The organism is Enterobacter sp. 118C5 (assembly GCF_034107645.1).
In the GTDB taxonomy this organism is placed as follows: Bacteria; Pseudomonadota; Gammaproteobacteria; order Enterobacterales; family Enterobacteriaceae; genus Enterobacter; species Enterobacter nematophilus.
The window spans coordinates 1,031,637-1,048,604 of sequence record NZ_JAWNEU010000001.1; the positions used below are offsets into that span (position 1 = coordinate 1,031,637).

General features: G+C 54.5%; 18 protein-coding genes. 9 read left to right on the forward strand and 9 right to left on the reverse strand.

Annotation, left to right across the window (positions count from 1 at the left end; all coding sequences use genetic code 11):
* Positions 1-272 precede the first annotated feature (272 nt).
* The 3 genes from pfkB to UTO39_RS04880 all read left to right on the forward strand — a co-directional run bounded on the left by pfkB (position 273) and on the right by UTO39_RS04880 (position 2,564).
* Complete coding sequence (gene pfkB / locus UTO39_RS04870; RefSeq protein ID WP_194386226.1) at positions 273-1,205, forward strand: 6-phosphofructokinase II; 933 nt, start codon at positions 273-275, stop codon at positions 1,203-1,205.
* A 102-nt stretch (positions 1,206-1,307) separates the two neighbouring features.
* On the forward strand, positions 1,308-1,598 hold the full coding sequence (gene ghoS / locus UTO39_RS04875; RefSeq protein ID WP_151413221.1) for a type V toxin-antitoxin system endoribonuclease antitoxin GhoS: 291 nt from the start codon (positions 1,308-1,310) through the stop codon (positions 1,596-1,598).
* Positions 1,599-1,703: 105 nt separating this feature from the next.
* Positions 1,704-2,564 carry a fructosamine kinase family protein gene (locus tag UTO39_RS04880; protein ID WP_266178246.1) on the forward strand — a complete coding sequence of 287 codons (861 nt, stop codon included), beginning with the start codon at positions 1,704-1,706 and terminating at the stop codon, positions 2,562-2,564.
* Between the two features lie 36 nt (positions 2,565-2,600).
* Here UTO39_RS04880 and UTO39_RS04885 read toward each other — a convergent pair whose 3' ends face one another.
* Positions 2,601-3,137, reverse strand: coding sequence for a YniB family protein (locus UTO39_RS04885; protein WP_320726611.1), 537 nt, complete (start codon positions 3,135-3,137; stop codon positions 2,601-2,603).
* 147 nt (positions 3,138-3,284) lie between these two features.
* On the opposite strand from UTO39_RS04885, the gene hxpB reads away from it, so the two are divergent.
* From hxpB to tcyP, 4 genes are all read left to right on the forward strand, one after another.
* Positions 3,285-3,956: a hexitol phosphatase HxpB gene (gene hxpB / locus UTO39_RS04890; RefSeq protein ID WP_320726612.1), complete on the forward strand. Its 672-nt coding sequence runs from the start codon at positions 3,285-3,287 to the stop codon at positions 3,954-3,956.
* Positions 3,957-4,086: 130 nt separating this feature from the next.
* A complete protein-coding gene (gene kduD, locus UTO39_RS04895) occupies positions 4,087-4,848 on the forward strand; it encodes a 2-dehydro-3-deoxy-D-gluconate 5-dehydrogenase KduD (RefSeq protein WP_320726613.1) in 762 nt (253 codons plus the stop codon).
* 94 nt (positions 4,849-4,942) lie between these two features.
* Complete coding sequence (locus UTO39_RS04900; protein WP_032644865.1) at positions 4,943-5,533, forward strand: metal-dependent hydrolase; 591 nt, start codon at positions 4,943-4,945, stop codon at positions 5,531-5,533.
* A 129-nt stretch (positions 5,534-5,662) separates the two neighbouring features.
* Complete coding sequence (tcyP, locus tag UTO39_RS04905; RefSeq protein ID WP_041910456.1) at positions 5,663-7,054, forward strand: cystine/sulfocysteine:cation symporter; 1,392 nt, start codon at positions 5,663-5,665, stop codon at positions 7,052-7,054.
* Between the two features lie 48 nt (positions 7,055-7,102).
* On the opposite strand, the gene cedA is transcribed toward tcyP, so the two are convergent.
* Positions 7,103-7,357: a cell division activator CedA gene (gene cedA, locus UTO39_RS04910; RefSeq protein WP_266178248.1), complete on the reverse strand. Its 255-nt coding sequence runs from the start codon at positions 7,355-7,357 to the stop codon at positions 7,103-7,105.
* A gap of 188 nt (positions 7,358-7,545) precedes the next feature.
* Between cedA and katE the strand changes: the two genes are divergently transcribed.
* Positions 7,546-9,795, forward strand: a complete 2,250-nt coding sequence (katE, locus tag UTO39_RS04915; RefSeq protein WP_320726614.1) for a catalase HPII — start codon at positions 7,546-7,548, stop codon at positions 9,793-9,795.
* 129 nt (positions 9,796-9,924) lie between these two features.
* Here katE and chbG read toward each other — a convergent pair whose 3' ends face one another.
* From chbG to osmE, 7 genes are all read right to left on the reverse strand, one after another.
* Positions 9,925-10,674 (reverse strand): chitin disaccharide deacetylase, encoded by a 750-nt coding sequence (gene chbG / locus UTO39_RS04920; protein WP_320726615.1) that lies wholly within the window; start codon positions 10,672-10,674, stop codon positions 9,925-9,927.
* An 11-nt stretch (positions 10,675-10,685) separates the two neighbouring features.
* Positions 10,686-12,041 carry a 6-phospho-beta-glucosidase gene (locus tag UTO39_RS04925; protein WP_320726616.1) on the reverse strand — a complete coding sequence of 452 codons (1,356 nt, stop codon included), beginning with the start codon at positions 12,039-12,041 and terminating at the stop codon, positions 10,686-10,688.
* Positions 12,042-12,150: 109 nt separating this feature from the next.
* Positions 12,151-12,993: a transcriptional regulator ChbR gene (gene chbR, locus UTO39_RS04930; protein WP_028012801.1), complete on the reverse strand. Its 843-nt coding sequence runs from the start codon at positions 12,991-12,993 to the stop codon at positions 12,151-12,153.
* A gap of 5 nt (positions 12,994-12,998) precedes the next feature.
* Entirely contained in the window at positions 12,999-13,346 is a 348-nt protein-coding gene (gene chbA, locus UTO39_RS04935; RefSeq protein ID WP_028012800.1) for a PTS N,N'-diacetylchitobiose transporter subunit IIA, read from the reverse strand.
* 47 nt (positions 13,347-13,393) lie between these two features.
* On the reverse strand, positions 13,394-14,752 hold the full coding sequence (gene chbC, locus UTO39_RS04940) for a PTS N,N'-diacetylchitobiose transporter subunit IIC (protein WP_028012799.1): 1,359 nt from the start codon (positions 14,750-14,752) through the stop codon (positions 13,394-13,396).
* Between the two features lie 80 nt (positions 14,753-14,832).
* A complete protein-coding gene (gene chbB, locus UTO39_RS04945; RefSeq protein ID WP_014883474.1) occupies positions 14,833-15,150 on the reverse strand; it encodes a PTS N,N'-diacetylchitobiose transporter subunit IIB in 318 nt (105 codons plus the stop codon).
* A gap of 281 nt (positions 15,151-15,431) precedes the next feature.
* The gene (gene osmE / locus UTO39_RS04950; protein WP_003857836.1) at positions 15,432-15,776 is read right to left on the reverse strand and encodes an osmotically-inducible lipoprotein OsmE; all 345 of its coding nucleotides are present in this window, start codon (positions 15,774-15,776) and stop codon (positions 15,432-15,434) included.
* 232 nt (positions 15,777-16,008) lie between these two features.
* Between osmE and nadE the strand changes: the two genes are divergently transcribed.
* Positions 16,009-16,833, forward strand: a complete 825-nt coding sequence (nadE, locus tag UTO39_RS04955) for an ammonia-dependent NAD(+) synthetase (RefSeq protein ID WP_266178631.1) — start codon at positions 16,009-16,011, stop codon at positions 16,831-16,833.
* Positions 16,834-16,968: the final 135 nt, after the last annotated feature.

Here is a 16,968-nt window from a genome sequence, read left to right on the forward strand (position 1 = left end):
AAAAAAGAGACCACCACGGTCTCGGAAACTTTCTTGAGGATCAATGACAAGGCGTCCAGAGAAAGGTAACAAATTATAAAAAGGCGCAAATAACATAGCAATATTTTCTTATTTCATTTTTTGAATAAGAACGATCTCAAAACGCGTTTTATTTTATATATCCCTCCTCGCATTTATGTCAGCATTCATTTTTAAAATCATACTGTTATTTACATTGCCTTCCTGCCGATCGGTGCCAGGCTTAAAAGAACCCATGCTAAAAGGAGGTTATGATGGCTTCTATTTATACGCTGACGCTCTCCCCTTCCCTCGACTCCGCGACCATAACGCCGCAAATTTACCCCGAAGGTAAACTACGCTGTAGCGCACCCGTGTTTGAGCCGGGCGGCGGCGGGATTAACGTTGCGCGCGCGATTACCCACCTCGGCGGTAAAGCGACCGCCATTTTCCCGGCCGGTGGCGCCACGGGGGAGCATCTTGTTACCCTGCTGGCTGATGAACAGGTTGCCGTGGATACTGTAGACGCCAAAGACTGGACCCGGCAGAACCTGCATGTCCACGTTGAGTCCAGCGGTGAACAGTATCGTTTCGTTATGCCGGGCGCCAGGCTGAGCGATGATGAGTTTCGTCAACTGGAAGAGAAGGTGCTGACCATTGAAAGCGGATCGCTGCTGGTCATCAGCGGTAGCCTGCCGCCGGGCGTCAAAACAGAAAAGCTGACAGCGCTGGTTGATGCCGTACTTCAGCGCGGCATCCGCTGCATTGTCGACAGTTCAGGCGAAGCCCTGCAGGCTGCATTAGAACCCGGACAGCTTGAGCTCGTTAAGCCTAACCAGAAAGAGCTGAGTGCGCTTGTTAATCGCGAACTTAGCCAGCCGGATGACGTGCGTACTGCCGCAGAAGAACTGGTTCGCAGCGGGAAAGCGCACCGCGTTGTCGTTTCTCTGGGTCCTCAGGGTGCGCTGGCCGTCGACAAGACGGGCTTTGTGCAGGTTGTGCCGCCCCCAATGAAGAGCCAGAGCACCGTCGGCGCAGGCGACAGTATGGTCGGCGCGATGGCGCTGAAGCTGGCGCAGGGCGCCTCACTTCTGGAGATGACGCGCTATGGCGTCGCGGCGGGGAGTGCCGCCACCATCAATCAGGGAACGCGCCTGTGTTCGCTTGCCGATACGCAGAAAATCGTCGATTACCTGTCACGAAGCTAACCGATATCCCCCCTCCTGACGGAGGGGGATACACGTCGAAGTCGCCAAATATGGCGTATCGACTATGCTAAAAAAACTTTCAGGATAACAACGAGGTGAATTATGAGCAGTGGTGATATCACCCGCTACGTCGTGACCATCGGCCTTCATGAAGCATCGCTGACCGAGCTTAATGAGCTCAACAACGCCTTTACACGGGCGAACTTCCTGCTCACGCTAACGGATGACGAAGGTCATATTCATGATTTAGGCACCCTGGCGTTTGGCCTGATCGCAGCCCTGAGTGAAGAAGAGGTGCATGCGCTGGCCGCCAGTCTGGTGGAAAGCGTGACCGACAAGCCTGCCGACATCACCGTGGAGACGTGGGAACGCTGGCAGAAAAAAGAACAATAAGTGCCCTGCATGAAATTAAACCGCTCAGGTGTGCGTTAGTTCGTATTTTTTTACCGCAGTTATGCGCTAACTTTATGATCTGGCAGACAACATGGGAGAGTCAACATGTGGCAGGCTATCAGTCATCTTTTACATGAGCAAATGGGTGAAGGTGAAATTGAACTGCGTAACGAGCTGCCGGGCGGGGAAATTCACGCCGCGTGGCATGTACGCTACGCAGGACGCGATCTGTTCGTTAAATGCGACGAGCGAGAGCTGCTCCCGATCTTTACCGCTGAAGCCGATCAGCTTGAACTGTTGTCCCGCAGCAAAACGGTGACGGTACCTGAGGTGCTGGCCGTGGGCAGTGACCGGGACTACAGCTTTCTGGTGATGGACTATCTCCCTGCCCGCCCGTTGGACGCCCATAATGCCTTTATTCTCGGGCAACAGCTAGCGCGCCTGCACCAGTGGAGCGACCAGCCCCAGTTTGGTCTCGACTTTGACAACGACCTTTCCACCACGCCGCAGCCCAATGCCTGGCAGCGCCGCTGGTCGACGTTCTTTGCCGAGCAGCGCATCGGATGGCAGCTTGAGCTGGCCGCCGAGAAAGGGCTGGAATTTGGCAACATTGACGCCATCGTCGAGCATGTGCAGCAGCGCCTGGCCTCCCACCAGCCTCAGGCGTCCTTACTGCACGGCGATTTATGGTCCGATAACTGCGCGCTGGGCCCCAACGGCCCGTATATCTTCGACCCGGCCTGCTACTGGGGCGACAGAGAGTGCGATCTGGCCATGTTGCCCCTGCATCCCGAACAACCGCCGCAAATATACGATGGCTATCAGTCTGTCTCTCCCCTGCCGCCGGACTTCCTTGAGCGCCAGCCCGTGTATCAGCTCTATACGCTGATGAACCGAGCCATTCTTTTTGGCGGGCAACATCTGGTCAACGCCCAGCGCGCGCTTGAACGCGTGCTTGCGGCTTAAAGACAAAGCGGGTGGCCTTGCCGCCACCCTTATTCGTTACAGAAAACCGAGCAGCGAGAAGAAGAAATATCCCGCCACGATGATGATAACCGGCAGGATATAGAGCGGGAAAATTTGCAGGAAAATGGTGTGACGTGGCACCACAATGCGGGATTCAATCTGCTCCCGGCTCAATCCTTCAGGGCCTTTCGCCTTCTCAAGGATAAGCTGATCTTCCACCCCTTCGCGTAAAAAACGGGTCTGGCGGCTCATGCGTGCGCCCGATGCCTGCAGCGCCATCGCAATAAAAATCAGCGCATAGATAATCCAGAACCCAACATTCAGCTGCTGGTGAAAGTCCGGCGTTGGCGAGTTGAACCAGAAGACGTTCAGGAACGGGGTGTTAAACCGCACCATCTCAATCATGACATGCGCAAAATCAAGCATTACCGCATTAATGCCCGGCTGTTTTTCGCTGTGATCGTACATAAACTTCAGCACGGATATCAGCGTAGAAATGACGGCGGGAATAAAAATCACCCAGCCTGCAATACGTTTTAAGACAGCAATGCGTCCAGCTTGTTGATACGTCATCAGTTCCTCTTCATAAAGACGCGTGATTTGAGCCTAAGTCTACCTGCTGGTCATCAATTTCGCCCGCTCTTTAAAAGCAATATGCTAAATTGCAGAGTGTGCTTAGCACTTATCGTCTGTCGAACACCTGGATAAGGAGACGTTGTGATGTCGACACCGCGCCAGATACTTGCCGCTATTTTTGACATGGATGGATTACTGATTGATTCCGAGCCGTTGTGGGATCGCGCCGAGCTGGACGTGATGGCCAGCCTGGGCGTTGATATCAGCCGCCGTAATGAACTTCCCGACACGCTGGGGCTGCGCATTGATATGGTCGTTGACCTGTGGTACGCCCAACAGCCGTGGGTTGGACCCGATCGCGACGAAGTCACCTCGCGCATTATCAGCCGCGCCATCGCGCTGGTGGAGGAGAACAAGCCGCTCTTGCCGGGCGTACGTGAGGCTGTCGCGCTGTGCAAGTCTCAGGGGCTGAAGGTTGGCCTGGCTTCTGCTTCCCCGCTGCATATGCTGGAAAAAGTGCTGATCATGTTTGAGCTGCGCGACAGTTTTGACGCCCTGGCGTCTGCGGAAAAGCTGCCCTACAGCAAGCCGCATCCGCAGGTCTATATGGACTGCGCGGCGAAGCTGGGTCTTGATCCGCTGACCTGCGTCGCGTTGGAAGATTCCGTTAACGGCATGGTGGCCTCCAAAGCCGCGCGTATGCGCTCCATTGTGGTTCCCGATAAAGAAAACCGCCACGATCCCCGGTATGCTCTTGCCGACGTTAGGCTGAATTCGCTGGCTGAACTGACGGTACAACACCTGCGCGGCGAATAGCGCCCCTCTTACAGGCAGCGTCATGCTGCCTGATGAAAAACAAAACATCGTTTCATTTTTGTTTGCTTTTCTCATTTCTGCCTCCTATCTTTAACGTCAGCACGACGATAATCAGTCTTCTGAGGCGCGTATGATACTGGACACCTTTACTCTTTCAGGCAAAGTGGCCCTCATCACCGGGTGCGATACCGGGCTGGGGCAAGGCATGGCTATTGCGCTGGCGCAGGCAGGTTGCGATATCGTTGGGGTAAATCGCAAAGATCCGGAGAAAACGGCCAACTCCGTAACCGCCCTGGGAAGACGTTTTGTGGCTATTCGGGCCGATCTGAGCCAGCAGGAAAACCTTCAGCACGTCGTGGACACCGCCGTGTCGGAGATGGGACGAATTGATATTCTGGTGAACAATGCCGGGACGATTCGCCGGGAGGAGGCTCTGACGTTCAGCGAAAAAGACTGGGATGACGTCATGAACCTGAATCTCAAGTCGCTCTTTTTCCTCTCACAGGCGGTCGCTAAACAATTTATCGCCCAGGGCCACGGCGGAAAAATTATCAATATCGCCTCTATGCTCTCGTTCCAGGGAGGCATTCGCGTGCCGTCGTATACCGCCTCGAAAAGCGGCGTACTGGGGATCACGCGCCTGCTGGCAAATGAGTGGGCGGTACACGGTATCAACGTGAATGCCATCGCGCCGGGCTACATGGCGACGAACAATACCCAGCAGCTGCGCGCCGACGAACAGCGTAATGCGGAGATCCTTGACCGCATCCCGGCAGGTCGCTGGGGAGTACCGGATGACCTTCAGGGACCGGTCGTCTTTTTAGCCTCCTCCGCCTCGGATTACGTGAATGGTCACACCTTAGCCGTCGACGGCGGCTGGCTGGCGCGCTGAGGCGCGTTTGTGACAAACAGTTACACCGTCACCTCTTTCGCCCACTGTATAAAAACCCTATACTGTATAAATTGACAGTTTCGTGGGTTTTATCATGACGGCGGAAGGCCACCTGCTTTTTTCAATTGCGTGCGCAGTATTTGCCAAAAACGCAGAACTTACTCCCGTGCTTGCACAGGGAGACTGGTGGCATATTGTCCCTTCCGCCGTTTTAACCTGCCTGCTGCCCGATATTGACCACCCGAAATCCTTCCTCGGACAGCGCCTGAAGTGGGTGTCGAAGCCCATCGCCCGCGCATTCGGTCACCGCGGATTTACCCATAGCCTGCTGGCCGTATTTGGCCTGCTAACGCTTTTCTATTTAAAAGTCCCTGAAAGCTGGATAGTGCCGGGCGATGCCATTCAGGGCATGGTGTTGGGTTATTTAAGCCATATCCTCGCCGATATGCTGACGCCCGCGGGCGTGCCGCTGCTGTGGCCCTGCCGCTGGCGCTTCCGTTTTCCGATCCTTGCGCCGCAGAAAGGGAACCAGCTTGAGCGCGTGCTGTGCATGGCGCTGTTCGCCTACGCCGTCTGGATGCCGCAAACCCTGCCCGAAAACAGTGCAGTGCGCTGGTCTTCCCAGATGATCAATTCGCTGCAATTTCAGTTCAATCGTTTTATTCATCACCAGATTGAACAGTAAACCAACAAAATCATTCCATTTGTCATAAACCATTCCATTTGGATATAAGCGCCACATCACACTTCTGCTAACCTTCCGCCAACAGGATCGGGAAAAACCGATCCCACATAATAAATCAGGAGAACGGGGATGAATTTTCCACTCATCGCGAACATAGTCGTGTTCGTCGTATTGCTATTGCTTCTCGCGCAGGCGCGCCACAAACAGTGGAGCCTGGCGAAAAAAGTGCTGGTCGGTCTGGTCATGGGTGTGGCGTTTGGTTTGGCCCTACACGCCGTCTACGGCTCCGATAGCCCGGTACTGAAAGAGTCCATTCAGTGGTTCAACATTGTCGGTAACGGCTACGTCCAGCTGCTGCAGATGATCGTTATGCCGCTGGTGTTCGCCTCTATTCTGAGCGCCGTTGCCCGCCTGCACAACGCAACCCAGCTGGGTAAAATCAGCTTTCTGACCATTGGTACCCTGCTGTTTACCACGCTGATTGCCGCGCTGGTGGGGGTGTTGGTCACCAACCTGTTTGGCCTGACTGCCGAAGGTCTGGTTCAGGGTACCGCTGAAACGGCGCGTCTGACCGCAATTCAAACTAACTACGTGGGTAAAGTCGCTGACCTGACGGTTCCGCAGATGGTGCTCTCCTTCATTCCGAAGAACCCGTTTGCTGACCTGACCGGTGCAAGCCCAACCTCTATCATCAGCGTGGTGATCTTCGCGGCGTTCCTGGGCGTGGCGGCGCTTAAGCTGCTGAAGGACGATGCGCCGAAAGGCGAACGCGTGCTGACCGCTATTGATACCCTGCAAAGCTGGGTGATGAAGCTGGTCCGTCTGGTGATGCAGCTGACGCCATACGGCGTTCTGGCGCTGATGACCAAAGTGGTAGCCGGCTCTAACCTGCAGGACATCATTAAGCTGGGCAGCTTCGTTGTTGCCTCTTATCTGGGCCTGGGCATTATGTTCGTGGTGCACGGTATCCTGCTGGGCGTGAACGGCGTCAGCCCGCTGAAATACTTCCGCAAAGTATGGCCGGTACTGACCTTTGCCTTCACCAGTCGTTCCAGCGCAGCGTCTATTCCGCTGAACGTTGAAGCGCAGACCCGTCGCCTGGGCGTGCCGGAATCTATCGCCAGCTTCTCTGCTTCCTTTGGTGCTACCATCGGTCAGAACGGCTGTGCGGGGCTCTACCCGGCGATGCTGGCGGTGATGGTTGCCCCGACCGTGGGTATCAACCCGCTGGATCCGGTCTGGATCGCCACGCTGGTCGGGATTGTTACCATCAGCTCCGCAGGCGTTGCAGGTGTCGGCGGCGGTGCAACCTTCGCCGCGCTGATTGTGCTGCCCGCGCTGGGCCTGCCCGTGACGCTGGTCGCCCTGCTGATCTCCGTTGAACCGCTGATCGACATGGGCCGTACCGCGCTGAACGTGAGCGGCTCCATGACTGCCGGTACGCTGACCAGCCAGTGGCTGAAGCAGACCGACAAAGCCATTCTGGAAAGTGAAGACGACGCCGAGCTGGCGCACCGTTAATCTCGATAGAAATAAAAAAACCGCCTGATGGCGGTTTTTTTATGGCTGTTATTCTTCAACCTCTTCATCCTGGCGGATTTGCGTCGCCCATCGCTGGGCTGACTCCGGCACGGAAAACGCCGGCGACCGGCGGAAATGTTCCCCCATCAGGACAAAAGCCACATATTTACCGCGAAGCAGCCAGACATCGCGAAAACCATCCACTTTCAGGGCATGGTCAGGCGGCGCGGGCTCAACGCGGGGCACATAGCTAATAACCTGGCGGTTTTGTTGACGAAGAGGTTTCATAAGCGACTGGTTCACTAAAGCAAATTCTTGAAGCAGGAAAATTCTATGATAGCCGATCCTGCTGCCTTACGTCGCGCTCCGAGTGGGTGAGATGGCTCCTTTCGTTAATAACGTCATGTGAAAACTCTTAGTTAGCGAGCCATCTCACGACATTGTTCTATCCTTAATAGGGTTTTTAGCAATGGATAAAGGAGAAGCGTGCAATGTCGAACAAAGATAAATCACATCAATCACCGATTCATGGCACTGAAGAATCTCAACCGGGTATGGACTCTCTCGCCCCTGCTGACGGCTCTCACCGCCCCTCGCCTGGCCCTTCAGCTCCTGGCGAACAACCAACCGCACCGGGAAGCATGAAATCGCCGGACACCGGAAACGAGAAGCTGAAATCGCTTGAGCCGCACCGTAAAGGCGGCGAAGGTTTTGCGCTCACCACCAATCAGGGCGTGCGGATTGCTGACGATCAAAACTCCCTTCGCGCAGGCGCGCGCGGGCCGACCCTGCTGGAAGATTTCATCCTGCGGGAAAAAATTACCCACTTTGACCACGAGCGCATACCGGAACGCATCGTTCACGCGCGCGGCTCGGCTGCGCACGGGTATTTCCAACCCTATAAGAGCCTGAAAGACATTACCAAAGCGGATTTCCTCTCCGACCCGGATAAAATTACCCCGGTGTTTGTGCGATTTTCCACCGTGCAGGGAGGCGCAGGTTCGGCAGACACGGTGCGTGATATCCGCGGCTTTGCCACCAAGTTTTATACTGAAGAGGGTATTTTCGATCTGGTAGGCAATAACACCCCGGTGTTTTTCATTCAGGATGCGCATAAATTTCCTGACTTTGTCCATGCGGTAAAACCGGAGCCCCACTGGGCCATACCCCAGGGACAAAGTGCGCACGATACCTTCTGGGACTATGTCTCCCTGCAGCCTGAAACCTTACATAACGTGATGTGGGCAATGTCTGACCGTGGTATCCCGCGCAGCTATCGCACGATGGAAGGGTTCGGTATTCATACCTTCCGCATGATCAACGCGGAAGGAAAAGCTACGTTTGTCCGCTTCCACTGGAAGCCGGTAGCGGGCAAAGCCTCGCTGGTGTGGGATGAGGCGCAGAAGCTCACCGGACGCGATCCGGACTTCCATCGCCGCGAACTGTGGGAATCCATTGAAGCGGGCGACTTCCCGGAGTACGAGCTGGGCCTGCAGCTTATTCCGGAAGAGGACGAATTTAAGTTCGATTTCGACCTGCTTGACCCGACAAAACTCATTCCTGAGGAGCTGGTGCCGGTTCAGCTGGTGGGGAAAATGGTGCTCAACCGCAACCCGGATAATTTCTTTGCCGAAAACGAGCAGGCCGCGTTCCACCCGGGCCACATCGTTCCCGGGCTGGATTTCACCAACGATCCGCTCTTACAGGGACGCCTGTTCTCGTATACCGATACGCAGATTAGCCGTCTTGGCGGGCCGAACTTCCACGAGATCCCGATTAACCGCCCAACCTGTCCGTACCATAACTTCCAGCGCGACGGGATGCACCGTCAGGATATTGATACAAACCCGGCAAACTATGAGCCGAACTCCATCAACGACAACTGGCCGCGAGAAACCCCGCCGGGGCCAAAACGCGGCGGATTTGAATCGTACCAGGAGCGTATCGACGGCAACAAAATTCGCGAGCGCAGCCCCTCTTTCGGTGAGTATTACGCCCACCCTCGCCTGTTCTGGAACAGCCAGACGCCGATTGAGCAACAGCACATCATCGGCGGCTTTAGCTTCGAACTGAGCAAAGTGGTACGCACCTACATCCGTGAGCGCGTGGTCGACCAGCTGGCGCATATTGATATTCAGCTTGCCCAGAGCGTGGCGGATAACCTTGGCATTACGCTTACGGACGAACAGCGCAACCTTGCTCCACCGAAAGAGGTGAACGGCGTGAAGAAAGATCCGTCGCTGAGCCTATATGCGGTGCCGGGAGGCTCGATTAAAGGCCGCGTGGTCGCCATCCTGCTGAACGACAAAACCCGCGCCAGCGACGTGCTGGGAATTATGCAGGCGCTGAAAACCCAGGGCGTGCACGCCAAGCTGCTCTATTCCCGCATGGGTGAAGTGGCGGCCGATGACGGCTCCGTGCTGCCGGTGGCGGCGACCTTTGCCGGCGCGCCGTCGCTGACCGTCGATGCGGTGATTGTGCCGTGTGGGGATATTGCCAGCCTGCTGAACAACGGTGACGCCGTCTATTATCTGCTGGAAGCCTATAAGCACCTGAAACCGATCGCGCTGTCCGGCGACGCGCGTCAGTTTAAGGCGCAGCTGAAGGTTGCCGAGCAGGGCGAGGACGGCATTGTCGAGGGCGATAACTTTGACGATGCGTTTATGACGAAGCTGTTTGATTTGCTCGCCGCGCACCGCGTCTGGTCGCGCAGCAGTAAGATTGACCAGATACCGGCGTAAAGAATACCCTCACCCCGGCCCTCTCCCTGAAAGGGAGAGGGTGAAATGCAGGCCTGTGCTCGCATTACAGACAGAACCGCCCAGTTCCCTCGCCCCTTTGGGGAGAGGGTTAGGGTGAGGTGAAATTTCTCAAAGATCCCCAAACGTCCCCAGACGATACCCACGCTCGGCAATCGCATACTTCAGCGACGCCGACGTTAGCACGTCCAGTTCCGCCAGACGAGGCCAGCAGTAGGCGCTCTTACGCACGGTGTTATCGACAAAAGCAGGATGCGCCATGACCTCCAGAGACCGCTCTCCCCTTGCCGCGGAATCCTCCAGCACCTTCAGGAACAGCGCTTCGTCGATCTCGTCGCCGTAAAAGGCGCTGCTGAACCCCTCAGTTGTTGTCACGGCACAGTCCGGCACGCCCTGCACCTCGCGATCCACGCGCATCGCCACGCCTTTGCGTTGGGCAAACGCCGCAACGATCGGGAAAATCGCCGGGATCATGTGCACATGATGGTGGCTGTCAATATGCGTCGGCGCCTTGCCAAACAGATCAACAAAGCGGTTGTACTGGCAGTCCAGCTCACGGGCAATCTCTTCGAGCGGCAGAGCGTCCTGCTCCGCCAGTTCCCAAATCCATTTGCCCAGCAGGCCGTCACGCGTCAGGCCCGGCATGGGCGAAAGCGGCATCCCGAGCGTCAGCACAAAATGCATGCCGACGCCCAGCTCTGGCACCTCGCGGCTCAGCTGCGCCGCGTGTTCAACCGCTTCACCGTTCACCAGTGCCGTTGTAGAGGTCACTACCCCGCGGCGACAGGCTTCAATAATGCCGTAGTTCTGGCCTTTCGAGAGGCCAAAATCATCCGCATTAACGATCAGCAGGTTTTCCATTGTGCGTCCTCTCAGTGTTGTTTGAACTTCAGCTTCTCAATCGTGGCGGCAAAGTTCGGCAACCATTTTTCATGCGCCAGGATCATCTCGCTGGCCAGCTGCTCCGCATCGCGGTCAGAATGCACCAGCGGGCTGAGGTTCAGCGCCAGAAGCACGTCATTGAGCTCACCGCTCAGCGCCGCGTTGCTCGCCGCCACTTCAAAGCCTTTAATAGTGTGGATCAGGCCCATGACCTTGTCATCAAAGTGGGTAATGCGTGGATGCGGTTTGGCCCCCTCGCGCCCCAGAATGCAGGTCATCTCGACGGCCCAGTCCGCCGGGATATTGTCGATATGACCATGATGCGGCACGTTAACATAGTGCTCCGCCTGCTTGTCGTTGTAGATAGCGTTAATCACTTCACACGCCGCATCGGAGTAATAGGCCCCGCCGCGCTGCTCCAGCGCTTTCGGTTTAACGTCCAGGTTCGGATCTTTATACAAATCGAACAGCTGCTTCTCAACTTTCTGAACGATCTGCGCACGCGCGCCGCCCTTATAGTACTCGCCCATTTCGATCGCCAGCATCTCTTTCTGCTTGAAGTAGTAAAGCAGATACGAGCACGGCAGCAGATTCAGCGAGCGGATCAGCCCTTCGCTGAACGGGAGGTCAAAGATGTTCTTCACGGAGGCCGCGGTCAGGCGACCGGAAGCCACGCCGTCCAGCAGTTCGGCAAAGCGCGATTTTCCGTTCACGATGACGTCTTTAATGAACACCATGTGGTTCAGGCCGAACAGATCGATTGAGAGATCGTCACTGTCGGCCAGCTCCAGCACGTCGCGGATAAACATCTTCATGCCGATCGGGATATTACAGACGCCGATAAAGCGTTTGAAATTGGTATGACGATAAACCGCCTCGGTCACCATTCCGGCCGGGTTAGTGAAGTTAATCACCCACGCGTTCGGGCAGATCTCTTGCACATCCTTGACGATGTCGAAAATCACAGGAATGGTACGCAGACCTTTGAACAGGCCGCCCGCGCCGTTGGTCTCCTGCCCAAGATAGCCGTGGCTCAGCGGAATACGCTCGTCCAGCTCGCGCGCTTTCAGCTGGCCGACGCGCAGCTGGGTGGTGACGAAATCCGCGTCTTTCAGCGCCAGGCGACGATCGAGGGATTTATGCACGGTCATAGGCACGCCCGCTTTCTCAACCATGCGCTTGCACAGGTCGAAAATAATATCCAGCTTCTCCTGACCTTCCTCAACGTCCACCAGCCATAATTCGCTGACCGGTAATTCGTGATAGCGTTTTAAAAAGCCTTCAAGTAATTCCGGGGTATAGCTGCTGCCGCCACCAATGGTTACGACTTTTAATTTCTTTTGCATAATATCTCCCTTAGCGTATCAGGTTAATCGCCTGCAAGGTATAGCGTACTCTTCCCGCTATTTGGGCAAGCCATTAAAGCAATATTTATGGCGGGTAACCCGCCGAAAGTTAATTAATTACCGTTAAATTCTTCCGGTAGCTATTCGGTGTGAATGAGGTCAATTTCTTAAACGTTTTAATAAACAGGCTGGGACTGCTGTATCCTGACTCATACGCAATATCGGTAACAGAATAGTTGGTAATCTCCAGCTGTTTTTTGGCAAAGTTAATGCGAATTTCATTAATAATTTGCACCGGCGTTTTACGATAATAACGCTGCGTCGCGCGGGTCAGATATTCCTGGGATTTCCCCGAGAGGGATACCATATTTTCCAGCGCATTTTCGCTGAACTGGCCTTTATCGTGCATCAGTTCCACGGTGCTGCGCAGCCACTGTGGAACATCATCCGTCACCTGCTGCTCTTCACGATGATGCCGCAACCGGTTCATCACGTAGAAGGTCACCGTTTCAATAAATTCATCAAATTCATTGTCGCGGAAGTTAAGCGAGGCGATGACCGTTTCAATCCAGGTCATGAACTCGTTTTTCACGCGATAAACCTGAGATGCCACAAAGCAGAACGGCACCAGCGGCAGATAGTGCTTCTCAAAGAAGCGTCTGCTGACGCCCACGTTCAGAATGCGGGTCGCGCCAAATTCGTAAAAGCTCTGGTGATAGGAACCCATCGGCAGGAAGACAAAATCCCCTCGCTCCAGCAGGACGCGCTTACCGTTGATCTCCTGGTAGTAGCGGCCGGTCAGAACAATCGTGAACTCGTAGTAGTCATGCTGGTGCAGACCGCTGGCGCTCTCCGTCTTGTTGTAGATAACCACGTGAAAATTTTTGCCATTAAACAGTTGCTGTTCAAATGCGGTTTTGATTTCCATCGTGCTGACCTCCTGCTGCTCAATCCGACCTAGTGCATTTTCTCGTGAAGCTCAATCAACTCCGCCACCAGCTCACGCGCCAGCATGGACGTCATCAGGTGATCCTGGGCGTGTACCAGCACCAGGCTGACCTTCATCTTCCCTTCGCCCTGGTCACTTTCAATCAGCTTTGTCTGCACCAGGTGCGCTTCGTTCAGCGCCGTGCGGGACTGCTCCATCATGGTTTTCGCGGCGGCAAAATCGCCCTGTTTGGCCTGCTTCAGTGCGGCATACGCCAGGCTGCGCGCCTGCCCGGAGTTGATGATAAGGCCCATCACCACTTCTTCGAGATCGTTCTCTGCGGCTTCATCTGCGACGATACTATCCAAATCTAACATGTTTAAGCTCCTTGTGGCTGGCGCGGGCTTCCCCGCGCCGGTCAATCTTAAAATTTCAGTGAGAGGGCAATTTCCTCTTCGCTCTCTTCTTCATCAATGATGGTGGCGGCTTTGTTCGCAATCGCCACGAACGGCATATACAGCAGGGTGGCAATCCCGAGGTTGAATATCGCCAGCAGGAAGGCCGCGACGCTACCGTTGGTGTTAAAGAACGCGCCCAGACCTGCCGGCATGGTCCACGGTGCAATGTTGGTGATCGGTGGAATAATACCCATGTAATAGGCCGTCAGGGTGATCGCTGCCAGCAGCGGCTGCACCAGGATGAACGGGATAAACATTACCGGGTTCATGATGATTGGCAGACCAAACAGAATCGGCTCGTTAATCTGGAAGATGCCTGATGGCAGGGCCAGTTTCGCCACCTGACGATAGTCAGCGCGACGAGAGACAATAAAGACCGCGATGATCAGACCCAGGGTCGCCCCGGTACCACCCAGGAAGATATAGGAGTCAAGCATCGGCTTCGCCCACACATGGAAGGTTTTACCTGCTGCCAGCGCCGCGTCAACGGAGCCATACTGCTGGTAAAGCGCAACGTTTTCCAGTGCCCACGGGGTCATAATTCCGCTGTCCAGCGCGGCCAGTGCCAGTGAACCGTGCACGCCGAAGAACCACAGCAGAGAGGTGAAAATCACATACGCCCAACCGACCACGCCACCCATCGACGCCAGCGGCGTAGAGATAGAGTCCATGATGATCTGGTGGAAGTTAGTGCCCCAGTGAGAGAGCGCCCAGGCGATAATCCCCATGATGGAGAGAATAATGAAGCCTGGGATCAACGCGGAAAATGAACGAGAAACGGAGGCCGGCACGCTATCCGGCAGGCGGATGACCCAGTTGCGACGAATAATAAAGGTGAACATTTCTGCCACCACCAGGCCGATAACAATACCGGAAATGATGTTGGCTCCGCCCAGCCAGTTAGCGCCAACGGCGTAGGCTTCCCCCACGCTGTAAGGGGTGACGGTCATAAACGCGGCAACGGATAATAACCCGGCGGCCAGCGGATCCACTTTCCGCTCTTCAGCCAGCGCCATCCCGATAAAGAAAGGCGCCATCAGCGACATAATACCCAACGTACCGTTATATACGTTGCCGCCGATGGCTTTAAAACCGTTAAGGGTTTCAATAGTGGAAGCGTCTAACCGAATTCCTAATGAATAAAAGAAGGAACCTTCACCAAAGCTCAGAAAAACGTTGTTAATTAAAACGAACATGGCCCCGGCCAGCGTCAACGGCATTAATTTAATAAAACCGTTTTTGATGGCATTAACGTGAGGCTGCTTTCCTATTTTAACAGCAAAAGGAAGGAGTACCTTTTCAAGTGAAGCGATGACTTTACTCATACGAAAATACCCTTAAATGCCGTAACGCATGTTACGGCGTAATTGTGTGTGAAATAACTCTTTGACGGGAAAAATAAAAATTAATTAGCAGCTTTTTTAATTGCTGCCACAGCAGCTTTAAGTACACCTAAACCATCGATCTTGCCGTACAGCCCCGAGTCGATTACTTCGACCGGTTTATTCGGTAACAGCCGTTGAATTTCGGGCAACATATAGGCAATTTGCGGCCCCAGTAACACAACATCGGCTTTCTGGCCTTTTTCGCCCGCTAGCGTCTCCGGAAACGCTTCAATCACCACGGGGACTTCATACTTTTCAGCCTGCGCGCGCATCTTTGATACCAGGAGCGAGGTTGACATGCCCGCTGAGCAGAACAGGTAGATATGTTTCTTTTCCATCATAATTTCCCTCTTGTATGACTACCTGCCGTCGCGCTATCACTCGACTCGCTGTCCCGGCAGACAGGTAGCTTGTGTACTGTTGTTTATCGTTGGAGTGAGTATACGCAATGGTACAGAGGGGAGATAATTCTGAACAGGCCTAAATTGTCTCTCATTGACCTGGCTTGTTGACTACCTTCACATTTCAGGCAAATAATTCGCGCAAAGAAATAAGATTAACGTATGCATAAAAAAACCGGCCCAGAGGCCGGTTTGTTAACATATCCAGGCAAGCAGGGTTACTGCGCCTTAGGTGCCTGTGGATCGGTGTCGTATTCAGCACAGGTCTGATAGCCAGAGTTAATCACATGTCCGGTATCATCCAGCGCGACGAAGTAGGTTTCTGCCTTACCATCACGTTGACCCAGGATATAAGTCTGACACGTACCGCGCGCGTGAATCATGGTCACTTCAGAAGAAGGCTTACCGGCGATCGCAGCCACCTGCGAACGGGTCATCCCTTTTTTAACGTCTTTCACCACGGGCTGGGTAAACTGATCCTTGGTGCGATCGTAAGCCGTACACCCTGCCAGCATCGTCAGTACCGCCGCTGCGCTAAGAATTCCTGCTACGTTCTTGTTCATATTCCGTCCTCTTGTTTATCAGCGTGTTATCTAAGCATGGGATAAAAAGTACTATTGTTCAACTTTGTGATTTACGCCAGACGAATTTCGGAAAATTCTAATAAAACAACGATAAGCTGCTAAATCGCCGCAAATTAACGCACTCGAAACTGTGATCCTTGTCGTTTTCCGCCCAAAGGGTTAGTTTTAACAGTTAACACATTCTGTTTATGTTCTGCATACGGAGGGCATGATGGCTCTGCAACAAGAGATTATTCAGGCGCTGGGCGCTAAGCCTGCGATAGACGCACAGGAAGAGATTCGCCGCAGCGTGGATTTTTTAAAGTCGTACTTAAAAAAGAACGCTTTCCTGAAATCCCTGGTGCTGGGCATCAGCGGCGGACAGGACTCTACCCTGACGGGTAAACTGTGCCAGATGGCGATTTCAGAGCTTCGCGAAGAGACGGGAGATGACGCGCTGCAGTTTATCGCCGTGCGTCTGCCTTACGGGGTTCAGGCGGACGAACAGGATTGCCAGGATGCCATCGCGTTTATCCAGCCCGATCGCGTGCTCACCGTCAATATCAAAGGCTCGGTGCTGGCAAGCGAGCAGGCGCTGCGCGAAGCGGGCATTGAATTAAGCGATTTTGTGCGCGGCAACGAGAAAGCGCGCGAGCGCATGAAAGCGCAGTACAGCATCGCCGGGATGACCAAAGGCGTTGTGGTAGGCACCGACCATGCGGCAGAAGCGATCACCGGTTTCTTCACCAAATACGGCGATGGCGGCACCGACATCAACCCGATTTTCCGTCTCAACAAGCGTCAGGGCAAGCAGCTGCTCGCCGCGCTGGGCTGCCCTGAGCACCTGTACAAGAAAGCGCCAACAGCGGATCTGGAAGACGATCGCCCTTCCCTGCCGGATGAAGCGGCCCTTGGCGTCACCTATGACAACATTGATGATTATCTGGAAGGCAAAACGCTGGATGAAGGTACCGCGAAAATTATCGAGGGCTGGTACCTGAAAACCGAGCACAAGCGCCACACGCCAATTACGGTGTTTGACGATTTTTGGAAATAAACGCATCTCCACGAGTTTATGCGAGCAGTGGACAATCCCCTCTCCCCTGTGGGGAGAGGGTTAGGGTGAGGGGGAACCGCCACCCGGCTCTTTTTTAACCACAGCACACCTGCTACACTGTATACCTGAACAGTA